Origin of the sequence: Thermithiobacillus tepidarius DSM 3134 (assembly GCF_000423825.1) — a bacterium.
GTDB lineage: Bacteria > Pseudomonadota > Gammaproteobacteria > Acidithiobacillales > Thermithiobacillaceae > Thermithiobacillus > Thermithiobacillus tepidarius.
The window spans coordinates 30,670-42,606 of the sequence record NZ_AUIS01000014.1 but is presented as its reverse complement, the minus strand read 5'-3'; the positions used below and the strand labels follow the sequence as shown (position 1 = coordinate 42,606).

The following is an 11,937-nucleotide window of genomic DNA, read 5'->3' as shown; positions in this document are numbered from 1 at the left end:
GCTTTCTCCTGTCATTCTTGGGCACCTCTGGCTCACGCAGATCCCCACGCTTCGAGAAGCGTTTCGACCGAGGCCAGCGAAAGGCGAAAGTGGTGCGTGGCCAGGCGCCGCGCCATATCGGACGACACGCGGCGCCTCGGGACGCGGGTAAACCAGAGCCTTTGCGTGCCCTGGATCTTGCCAATCCACTTGGCGAGCATGGACAACCGAAACAAGGAGATCGACATGGCGGCCATTCAACCGTTCACCATAGTGACCGAATCCGGCATCCGCCGGTCGGCTGGGCGACGCGGCGGCATCAACGGCTCCTGCAGCACGGCGATGCCTTGCATAGCATCGTGCCCGGCAGACACCAGGCGAGATGCCCGAAGGCCTCGCCCAGCTCCCACGCGATCAGAATGCGCGCCATCGGCGATCTCGGTTTCTAAGATGACAGTTTGCCGAAGCCCTCCTTGAGTCCGGTAAAGGCCTTGAGTTGGGTGCCGCTGCCGCACCCCAGCGAGATGGCATCGACGCCCCGTGCGCCATGCGAGCCGCCCTGCATCAGACCGGCCAAACCGGAAAGGTCGGCGCCTTGCCTTGCATGACTCCAGGCGGGCGTACTTTGGCGTTCGGCATCGAGCCGGTTCAAGGCATGGGCCAGTGCCGACCAGTGACGCTCGAAATCGTGGCTTTCACGGCTCTGGCCGGATTGCTCGGAGGGTTGCCGACGATCTTCCCACTGGGCAAGCCAATTGCGATCCAGCGCCTGCAGCCCCGCATACGCAGGTTTGGCGTCGGCCTTGTATCCATCCAGGAAACGGCCGAGGAGATCGTCATCGCGCTCTGATCCCTGTCGGCGGCCGGGCTGGCCCGGCGATGTGCTGGGACCGTCGTTGTGATTGAAGTCATGGCCGGGCGGCGGTGCATCCTGACCGTTGCCCACCCCCTCGTTGCCTTCGGGGATAACCATTTTATTGCCAAAACTGATCTTGAAGACGTCCGAGGCGGTCGAACGCTCGCCATGACCGTCGCTGGCTGTCACGCGCACCTCGATGTTGCCCTTGACATTGGCCGGTGCCATGCCGCTGAAGGTTTGCGTCGCGGCATCGAACTTCAGCCAGCTCGGCAGCGCCTTGCCGTTGGACAAGGCCGCCGTGTAGGCAAGCGTGTCGTTGCGGTCGATGTCGCGGAAGCTGCCAGCGGGCAGCTTCCACGAGAACGCCTTGCCCTTGGCGAGCTGCACTTCTTGCAGGCAACGGGTCAATTCCGGCGCGTCGTTGATACCCTGCACGGTCACCGCCAATTCGCCGCTGCCGCGCTCCGTGCCGTCGCTGGCGAGGTAACCGAAACGATCGATCGCCGTTTCGCCCGCGCCCAACCCCTGCACCTTGGGCGAGCTATCGTCAAGCCTATAGGCGTAGGTGCCGTTGGACAGCAGGGTCAGCACGCCGTATTCGCCGCGCCGGATGCCAGGGTCGGCGACGCACAGCCGCTCGCCTTCCGGATCGCGGTCATTGGCCAGCACATTGCCCCAGGCCAGCAGTTTGCGATCCTCGATGGCCACTGCGGTGTCCGGCAAAACGGTGAGGCCGGAAGCCACTTCGAGCACGAAGGATTGACTGGCCGACGCGTCGGCCAAATCCGTTGCTGTCACGCGAATGTCATGGCGTCCGATGACTGATGCGGTTCCGCTGAAAGTGCCGGTGGCTGCATCGAAAGACAGCCACGCCGGCAACGCCGAGCCGTCGACCAGGCTGGCCGAGTAGGTGAGCACATCGCCGGCATCGACATCGACAAAGGCGTCCTGCGGTAATTGCCAAGTCACTGGCTGGCCGGTGCGCGCGGTCTGGCTCGCCAGCGGCATTCCGGCCTCGGGCGCGTCGTTGATGTTGACGACGTTCAGGGCAAAGGCTTGGCTCGCCTGCGTGCCGGCCAGGTCGGTGGCCGTGAGCCTCACCGATACGCTGCCGATATCGTCATTGGTCGGCGTGCCGCTGAAGGTACGCGTGGCCGCATCGAAGCTGAGCCACGCCGGCAGCGCCGAGCCATCGGCCTGGGCGGCTGAGAGCATCAGCGCATCCCCAGCATCGACATCCAGGAAGGTTTCTTCCGGCACGGTGAAGGCAAAGAGCGCATCCTCCGTGGCCTGCTGGTCGGCAATGGCGCCGACCGCTTCCGGTGCGTCGTTAGCATTGGCGACCGAGAGGCTGAGCACCTGGCTGGTGCTCGCGCCGACCAGATCGGTGGCCGTCACCCGGATCTCCACCGCACCGACGTTGTCGTTGCCGGGCGTGCCGCTGAAGGTGCCGGTCGCCGCATCCAGTTGCAGCCATGCGGGCAGCGCTGAACCATCGGCCAGCGTGGCTGAGTAGCTCAGGCGGTCACCCAGATCGGCATCGACAAAGGCGTCCGTTGGCACGGCGAATGTGAAGGCGGCGTCTTCGGTTGCGGTCTGCGCGGCCAGCGCGGCGCCGACGGTCGGGGCATCGTTGGTGTTGACCACTTCCAGCGCGAACACCTGGCTGGCCGATGCACCCGCCAGATCGGTCGCGGTCACGGCAAGCCGCAACTCACCTACATCGCCATTGGCCGGGGTGCCGGAGAAAGTCCGGGTCTGGGCATCGAAACTCAGCCACGCTGGCAAAGGATCACCGTTGGCCAAGGCGGCCGAATAGCTCAGCGTATCCCCGACATCGACATCACGGAAGCTGTCGGCGGGCAGCGCAAAGCTGAAGGCGCTGTCTTCCAGAGCCCGCAAATCGGACAGGGGGGTACCGGTGTCAGGCGCGTCGTTGGTGTTCTGCACGATGATGTGGAAACTGTGGAAAGCGGATGCGCCCAGCGCATCGATGCCCTGCACCATGACATCGAACTCGCCCACGTCACCGTTCTCCGGCGTGCCGAACAGGGTGCGCGTAGCTGCGTCGTATTGCAGCCAGTCCGGCGGGGTTGCATAGCCGGACACCGCCACCCGGGTCAGGACGTCGTCGCCATCGGCATCGATGAACAGATCGGCGGGAAGGGCCAAGCTGAAGGCGGCATCCTCCAGAAGCACCTGGCCATCGATGGGATGGGCCACTTCCGGCGCCCGGTTCATGAACTCGCGCAGCGTGACCGCCGTGCCGTCGGCGAATTCGAAGGTGTCGATCACCGTGCCGCCGTCCGTGCCGTTCGGAGCGTAATTGCTCACGCGCACCATGTCGGCGCCGGCACCGTAGCGAATCAACAGATCAGTGCCGTCCACCTCGACACGCACGTCCTCGCGCGCGACGCCTTCGCCGAAAGTGAGCACGTTGCCGATGCCCGCCTCGACATCATCTTCGATGACGTCTTCGCCATCGCCAAGATTGACCACGTAAGCATCGCGCTGGGCGCCGCCGCGCAAGACATCGTTCCCGGCACCACCGGTCAGCACGTCCTCGCCATCGCCGGATTCCACGACGTCATCACCGTCATAGCCGTAGAGACGGTCGCCGATATTGGTGCCGGTGAGCGCGTTGCCGCTATTGTCGCCCTCAGCCACGAAGGTCCAGGAAACGAGAGTGGCGTAATCCACCGCCGTGCCGTCGGCGAACTCGAAGTGCTCGACGGCGTGGCTTCCAAGCACATCGTTCGGGTTGAAGCCGGTCAGACGCACCACATCGTGCTCGCCGCCGTAGGGAATGAGCAGGACATGGCCGCCGTTGCCATCCGCCTCGAAACGCAGATTGTTGCGCAGGGCGTTCGGCTCGATGCCCGGCCCGAAGCGCAGCACATTGCCGGCACCTTCCTCGGCCACGTCATCGATGGTGATCTCGCCATCGTCCAGATTGACGAGGTAGCTGTCGTTGCCGCCTGCGCCCGCCAGCCAGTCGCCGCCGGCCGTCGCTTCGATCAGATCATTGCCGTCCCCGCTCCAGACACGGTCACTCAACAGCGTCCCTTTGAGGGCGTCGCCTTCATCCGTGCCGACAATATCGAAGCCGCGTGCGAGCAGTTCCTCGTAGCCGATCTCCTCGCCGGTCGGGCCAAAACGGAAACGCTCCACCGCGCGGGGCCCCAGCGGGTCCTCCGGATCGAATCCGGACAGCCGTACGCGGTTGCCGGTGTTGTCGAGATTCAGGATCAGGAAACCCTCCCGATCGTAAGCCAAGCGCACGTTGCCCAAAGCCGTGCCTTCGGGCAAGACCAGCACGTTGAGCGCGTCGCCATCCTCGCTGTCGATGAGAGTATCGGTGCCGCCGTCGCCAGCGATGACATAGATGTCCCCGCCTGCACCGCCTGTCATCGTGTCGTCGGCCTCACAGCCTTCGATCCAGTCCGCCAATGCCGTGCCGGTCAGCAGGTCGTCGCTCGGCGTGCCGATGATGCGCAGTCCTCGGGCAAGCAACTCGTCGAAGGAGATGTCCACGCCCTGCCAGGACAAGCTGATTTCGGCCACTGGCGCCTGCATGCCCGGCGCACGCGGGTCGAAGCCGGCGAAGCGGATCAGATCGCCGCCTTGGCTCAGACGCAGCACAAGATCGCGGCCGTCGAACTCCAGTTGCAGATCGTCGGCATTGACCTCGCCCGTCAGTTCGATACGGTTGATGTCCTGCTCGCGCCAGGTTTCGGCAATGATCGTCTGCGTCGGCGGCGTTCCCTGATCCTTGTGGATGCGGTAGGTGTCCGAACCCGTACCGCCCACCAGACGATCCGCGCCGCCGTTGCCATCCAGCCGGTCGTCGCCCTCGCCGCCGATCAGCGTGTCGCCGAAAGGCGTGCCGTCGAGCCAGCCGCCTTCGTCGCCCGTCATTTCGGTAATGCCCGTGGGTGCGATGGACTCGGCCACGATCTCGGTGCCGTCGGCAAAGCGGATGATGTCCACAGAGCGGGTTTGCGTCGCCCGCTCCGGCATGTAGCCGCGCAGGATGACCCGGTCGCCGGGCTGGTGGACGAATTCGATCACCAAGTCCCCGTTCCGCTCCGAATAGCGCAGGTCCTCGGGTCGGATGCCCGGCCCGAAGCTGAGGACGTTGGGCGCATCATCGACAATGGCGTCGCCGTAGCCTCCTTCACCGCCGTACAAGGCGGCAGTGTAGCCACCTTCGCCACCGCTCCAGTTCAGCGCACGGTGCTCATCGTCGATGATTGTCTCGCCCTCACCGGATTGGTAATGGTAGGTGTCACCTCCCCATTCACCGTAGAGTTCATCGCGACCAAGACCGCCTGCGAGCTGGTCGGCACCCCAACCCCCGCGCACGATGTCGTTGCCCGCGCCACCGTCCAGCACATCATCGCCATCACCGCCCAGGATCAGGTCGTCACCCTCGCTACCCGATATCGTGTCGCCGCCGGTCAGGCCCATGGCGATGTCGTTGCCAGCACCCGCATCCAGGGCATCAGCGGTGCGAGTGCCATAGAGCATGTCATCGCCGTCGGTCGGCGTATTGTTGGCAATAGCTGCAGTGGCAAACAAATCGCCCGTTTGGGCATAAGCCACCGTTTCCAGGCCGCCCGCCGGTGCCACCGTGCCGGTCAGTTCGAAGCCCGTCCCGTCGAAGGCGAGCGGCGCCTCCGCCGTCGCGGACAGCAATGCGGCACCGTTGGCGCGCAGCCAGCCGGCCAAGTCGAACATGCGGGTCTTGCCGTCGGCGTCGACGAACTGGATGCGCTCCAGATCGCCCGGCAGATCGTCGATGCGGAAGCTGTCCAACATGATCTTCCCACCCGCGCCACCATCCACCTGCAGAATCACCCGCTCGTTATGGTCCAGCGCCACCGAGAGCATGACGGGCGTCACGCCGGCGCCAAAGGAAAGCGTATCTACCCCATCGCCAGCGATCAGCGTATCGCTGCCATCACCGTAACCAAAGACGATCACATCGTCGCCTTCGCCGGCATCGGTGTAGTCATTGCCTGCCTCGCCGGCAATCAGGTCGTCGCCTTGTCCAGCATACACCCTATCGTTGCCCGTACCCGCCGAGATGAGATCGTTGCCGGCTGCCAAGCGGACATAATCGTTGTTGCCACGCGCCTGTACCATCACCGACTGGCCGGTGTAGTCGTAGATCGAGTCATCGGCCTGACTGCCGACGATGTTTACCTGCTCGCCCCAGTCACGCTCCTGCCAGCCCATCTTGCCGCCATCAGCATGGGCGACCAGGTCGGCCAGCGTCCATGCGGTGCCATCGTCGAAGCGGAAGCGCTGGATCGCGCCGCGCCCGAGATCATCCCAGTTCCGATTGCCTATCACCAGCGCATCATTACCGCCGATGCCGATGACCAAGTCGGTATAACCCACATCACCCGGCTGACCGATCCAACTGGTTTCACCCAACTGCACCGACACGTCCTCCGGCCGGATGCCCGGCGCGAAGACCACGGTATCGCTGGCCACGCTGAGCGCAGAAGCCATCGCATGGTCCAGCCCCATACCCGGTGCCGCCACGTAGGCATTCTGCCCTTCGTCTCCGAAGAGCCAGTCGCGATCTGAGCCACCGTGCAGCAAGTCATCGCCGGCTCCGCCGTAAAGGCGGTCGTCCCCCGCGCCGCCTTCAAGCATATCATTGCCGGATTCGCCATAGAGGTTGTCGGCCCCCGCATCGCCTGCCAAGGCATCATTCCCCTCACGGCCATACAGGGTGCCGTTCTTCTCGGTCCCCGCCAGCGTGTCATCACCCGGAGAACCGTAGAGAATTTCCGATCCTCCGCTCACATTGAGCTTGGCCAGCACGTCGCTTATGCCAAGGCTTGCGCCGTTTGCAAAGTCGAAGCGGCCGATGCGGCGCCAACTGTTGAGCCAATTCTTGAGGCGAATGGCGTCGCCCGAGGTACTGACGGTGGCGATCAGGTCGTTACCATCTCGTGTAAACCTCACATCGTTCTGGCCGATGCCCGACTTGAACAGGACACTGCCATATGTATCCTCGATCACGTCCTGACCATCGCCGATTCCAAAGCGATAGGTATCGTAGCCGCCGAGATTCTGAAAGCGATCATTGCCCGCACCGCCTTCCAAGAGGTCATCCTGGTAGCCGCCAACGATGCTGTCATCGCTGGCCGTTGCAGCCAGCGCCCGCGAAGCCAATTCGTCCCGGCCCCACACCGTACCGTCAGCGAAGCGTAGCTGCTCAATGCCGAGCTCGCCGGACCAGGGATAGGCCTGGTCGCGCACCGTGAGCCGGCTGCCGTCCGGCAAGGTGACGACCATGTCGTCTTGCAAGGTCCAGCGCACGGTGATATCCGCAGGAGCGATACCGGGCGCCAGCGCCACGACGTCCTCGCCAACGGCATAGCCCTCCTCGATCACGTCCTGACCGTCGCCCGGACCGAAGCGATAAGTGTCCGAGCCCGCGCCGCCCTTCAAGGTATCGTCGCCCGCGCCACCAGTGAGAATGTCGTTGCCAGACAACCCCAGCAGCCGGTCACTGCCCGCACCGCCTTCGATCAGGTCATCGCGATCGCTGAACCCGCGGAGTTCGTCATTGCCACCCTCGCCCCGGAGGCTGCGGGTCTTGATTGCCTCTACATCCCACACCGTGCCGTCTGCGAAAGCAACCTCCTCGGCAGCATGACGATTGCTTTCGTTGAAGTGGTTCTCGACTGTCAGCGTCTCGCCGGTATCGTGGATCGTGATCTTCAGATCGTCGTTCACCTGCCAGCCGTTCACAGTACGCACCCGCTCCAGCCGCACGTCGTCCGGGGTGACGCCGGCCTTGAGTTCGACGCGATCGGTCTCGCCCGGTTGCCACGAATTCTCGACAATCGTATCGTGACCGTCGCCCCGGCCGAATCGGTAGGTGTCACCTTCGCTGCTCACGTCGTAGAAGCTGCCATTCCAACCCGCACCCACATTGCCGCGCAAAACGTCATTACCCGCGCCGCCATCCAAGATGTCCCGACCGAGGCCACCCAGCAGCACGTCATCGCCATCGTCGCCTTTGAGCAGATCCCTCCCGCCATCTCCGATCAGAATGTCGTCTCCTCCCTGGCCGGAAATGTGATCATCCTCCCACAAACCGATAACGCTCTCGGCGTTAGGGCTTCCGGCAAACAGCAGCGCCTGCACGTCATGGAACGACCACACCGTACCGTCCATGAAAGCGATACGCTCGATGAGGTAATGTCCATTGGCATCTGGCCAAAATACGTCGAAGTAGCTCCTGAGCGTGACCTGGTCTTCCGTACCCTCAATGGTGAGCACCAGGTCTTTCCCCTCACGTTTGACCCGGATATCTGCCGGAGCGATGTCCGCCTTGAATTGCAGAGTGTCGCTGATGCCTACACTCCAATCCTTGTCAATTACGATGTCTTTGCCATCCCCGCGTCCGAAAAGATAGGTGTCGTTGCCGCTGTCCGGTATCCAATCCCCCTCCTTGAGGCCGAGGAGCACGTCATCCCCTGCCCCACCTTCGATGACATCGTCCCCAGCTTGGCCCACGAGCGTATCATTTCCAGATTGCCCCCGAATGACGTCCCCTGCACTGCTGCCCAGGATCGTATCGTCTCCCTCGGTCGCCAAAGCGACCGTGGCGCGCAACGCATCGTCATGGCTCCAGGATGTGCCATCCGCGAATACATACTGCCCCACACCGTTTTGGACCCACCACAGCGTGGAAACTGAGGGCACCTGCAGCGTCTCGCCACTGTCCCTGATGGTGAAGGTCAGATTTTCCCTGGTATCGGCCGCGACAATGATGTCCTGAGGACTGAGATCGATGAAACGCACAATGTCGGGCCTATGACCGTTCTCATCGCTGGCGATGATAAGATCATGGCCGTAACCCCGCCCGAAGACGTAGATATCTGCACCGCTGCCGCCTACGAGCGTGTCATTTCCGTCCCCACCAGAAAGAAAATCGTTGCCGAGCTCGCCATCGAGGAAATCATCTCCCGCTTGTCCGAAGAGCCGATCATCGCCGACACCACCGAATAGACGATCGTCCCCCGACTGCCCAAAAAGCCGATCATCGCCGTATGAGCCGCGCAGCAGATCATTGCCGCCACCCGCCAACACGATGTCAGGCTGATCGCTGAGATAGCCGCTTTCGTCGGCATCCGCGAGTCTGCGTATACTGAACTCCTCCAGAAGCGCTGTAATGCCCGCCGTCTGCGGCAGGCCGTCGAGCACATGCGCGAGGCTGTCCAATCCCTCCCAATTCGTGCTGGCAAGAAACTGGCCGGCATAGCGGTCGAGCTCCAGGAGGTCAGCCAAGCCATTTTCAGGGTCTATCTGGAGCTTGCTTGCCAGCGTTTGGTTCAGCGCCGTGGCATCGAGCCGCAGGCCGCGGTCGTCGATGACGAGTTCGATCTGGTCCAGATAGGGCTTGAGGCGCGTCTGCATCACCAGCGAGGCATAGACGCTTTCCTTCAGGCTGGCGTAGGCTTGACCGAGCAGGTCGAGCTGGGTTTGCGAGAAGTTCACGCGCAGGACCGGTGGCATAGCTATCGCCCCAGTGCCCGAGCCCCCACCCGAACTTGAGCCCGCACTCAGGCCCCAGTTCGCCCCGTCGGTTTGGCTTTTCTGCTCCGGCAGATTGAAGAAGTACTGGCCGTTGAAGGCTTCGAGCACGTGCAGCTTGCGACTCCAGGCGGCGATCAGCTTGCGGTAAGGATCGGAAAGGTACAGCGCATCTAAATCCGTGATGATTGCCGCACCATCGCTGACGTTGCCCGAAGAGGCTCCGGCAAAACCCAGTGTATCCACGTTGCTACTGCGCCGCTCTGTTCCAAAGCCGTCATATTGAATGATGTATTTACCCAGCGCCCGCTCTTCTAAAGATTTCGCCATGCCCGAGGTGTCGGCCCAGGCGGTGAGGAGCTGATCGAGCAGCGCCTGTTGCTCAGCACGGGTGGTGGCGGCCTGGAATTGGGTAAGCAGGCTGTGGAGCTCGGGGGAGAGGGCGGCGGCTTGCTGCAGTTCGCGCACGTTGCCGGCGCCGCCCAGGGTGGGCAGGGTCTTGAGGTCCGCCGGTACTTCGATCGGCTCAGCAAACCGGGTGCTGAAGGTGTCGGCGGCGAGCCGGAACTCGCCCATGGCGGCAGTCGTGCCGTCGGCACGGGTGAAGCTGCCTGCGCGGGTGAGCTGGTTGCCGTTGGCGAGATTCTGGTTCTTGAGGGTGCTGGCCAGGTTCAACGAAACGATGCCCGCGTCGGCCAGGGTGATGAATTCGCCGCCTTGGGAGACGCCATCTTGCGACGCATCGCGCCAGAGCTTGAGCTCGGCAAAGGCCGGATCATTGGCGTCGAGGAGGCCATCGCCATTGGCATCCAGTGCCGCCAGCGCGGCGAAGCCGTTGGGGGCCAGGGTGCCGTTGGGCAGCGGGGTGAAGTCGCCGAACAGCTCGGCGCCGCTGTCGATGCTGCCGTCGGCATTGCGGTCCCACACCAGCAGGGCATCGTCCCGGCCGGCCCAGCCGGTGCGGGTCAGCACGCCGTCGCCGTCGTGGTCGAAGTAGGCTCCGGCATCCAGCCCCACCGTCTCCAGCCCGTCGCCGTCCAGGTCGAGGAGGAGGGGGTCGCGGGGCCAGACCCAGTTTTTGGCACGGTTGAAAAAGTCCGAAATGGATTGTTCGATGCCGTTGATGGAATCGCCAAAGCTGAAGGCAAATTCGAGAAAAGCCTGTGAAGCGCCGTCCATCAGCGCTTCAAAGAAATCGGCCGATTGCGTGAAGGTATCCGAGAGCGTGGTGACCGTTTCCTGATAGGATTCACCAAATGTATCGGCGAGTTGCTGGAAGCTTTGCTTCATGCTGTCCATGAGCGTAGGTACATCAATGCTGTCCTGAGATGCCATGGATGCAACAGTCAAAGCGGCGCCCGCTGCGGTCGCCAAGGCCGCCAGCCCCACCAGTGCAGGGGCAGAAAGTGCCGTGCCACCAGCTACGGTGCCGGCAAGCGCCAACGCACTGACAACACTGTTCAGATTCGCGGCGGCGGAGTAGATGTCTCTTGCCGAGACAGTGCCATTAGTGGTGTATGAATTTCTTATGGCATATCCATCGTTCGCCAAACTGGCGCCAGCCAATGCCACGCTTGTGCCCAGCGGCAGATTCTTGCCGAACATCTCCACCAATCCGCCCACAGTCTGCAGCGTCGCCACTGCTGATGCCGCCGCGTCCCCTTCCACTACGTTCTGTACGAGGGGCGCCGTGCCCATCGGCGTGCTGTAGTAGGCCATGACATTGCCCACCACCTCAACTGTCTGCTTGTCCACGCTCTATCCTCCTAGCCAGCCGTTCAAAGTAGATTGCAGTTGCGACAAAAAACACAAGTAACCCTGCTGCAAGCCAAGGCGCATCTTCATTCGCTCTCCGCACTCTCTTGATCGTCACTTCCAGGCTCACTTTTTCCCGGCCATCAACAATCAAACGCGCCAAGCGATGCTGTGTAGCAAAAGGATAAACGGGTTGTTCGAACCACCATACAGCGGCAGGTTTGCCAGTCAATCGTTTCAGTTCTTGAACACTTAAGAAACAATCATGCGACTTGCCGAGTAGGCCAGACCTACAAGTGAAATAGTGAATAGTTTCATTTTCAAACCTTAAGCCAATTAAAGCGCCGCGCCTTCCAGTCCATTTATAAATCAATTCGCCTCGCGACAGTTGCAGACCATCTTTGGATGGAATCATCGCCGTTGCCTCATAGTAAAGCGGAACAAAAATGAGGAGCACATAGATCGGAATCAGCAGCCAGTTCCCGAATCTAAGCCATCTCACATAACGCTGTTCCCATGAACTGCCAGATTTTTCTTGCATCACTTGATTCATTCTCTTATTTGCTTCTCCACCAATCCGCCCACAGTCTGCAGCGTCGCCACTGCTGATGCCGCCGCGTCCCCTTCCACTACGCTCTGTACGAGGGGCGCCGTGCCCATCGGCGTGCTGCAGCATGCCTTGGCATACGGATGCCGCGCATAGAAATCGGTCAGCTCACTCTTCGGGTCTCGCCAAATCTCAAATCATGAATACGCCCAAATCGCGCAGAAAATCAGCG

Annotated in this window: 3 protein-coding genes; all 3 read right to left on the bottom strand. The window is 62.3% G+C overall.

The features are described 5' to 3' along the window. Window positions 1-32: 32 nt before the first annotated feature. On the bottom strand, window positions 33-227 hold the full coding sequence (locus G579_RS0108530) for a hypothetical protein (RefSeq protein WP_155989785.1): 195 nt from the start codon (window positions 225-227) through the stop codon (window positions 33-35). A 197-nt stretch (window positions 228-424) separates the two neighbouring features. Next, window positions 425-11,158, bottom strand: a complete 10,734-nt coding sequence (locus G579_RS0108525) for a putative Ig domain-containing protein (RefSeq protein WP_081662683.1) — start codon at window positions 11,156-11,158, stop codon at window positions 425-427. Next, window positions 11,139-11,711, bottom strand: coding sequence for a hypothetical protein (locus G579_RS19010; protein WP_155989784.1), 573 nt, complete (start codon window positions 11,709-11,711; stop codon window positions 11,139-11,141). The genes G579_RS0108525 and G579_RS19010 overlap by 20 nt, the downstream gene beginning before the upstream one ends. Window positions 11,712-11,937: the final 226 nt, after the last annotated feature.

Bases quoted from the DNA above. Each gene is read 5' to 3' on its own strand.
- G579_RS19010 (WP_155989784.1), bottom strand. From the start codon at position 11,711: ATGAATCAAGTGATGCAAGAAAAATCTGGCAGTTCATGGGAACAGCGT.
- G579_RS0108530 (WP_155989785.1), bottom strand. From the start codon at position 227: ATGTCGATCTCCTTGTTTCGGTTGTCCATGCTCGCCAAGTGGATTGGC.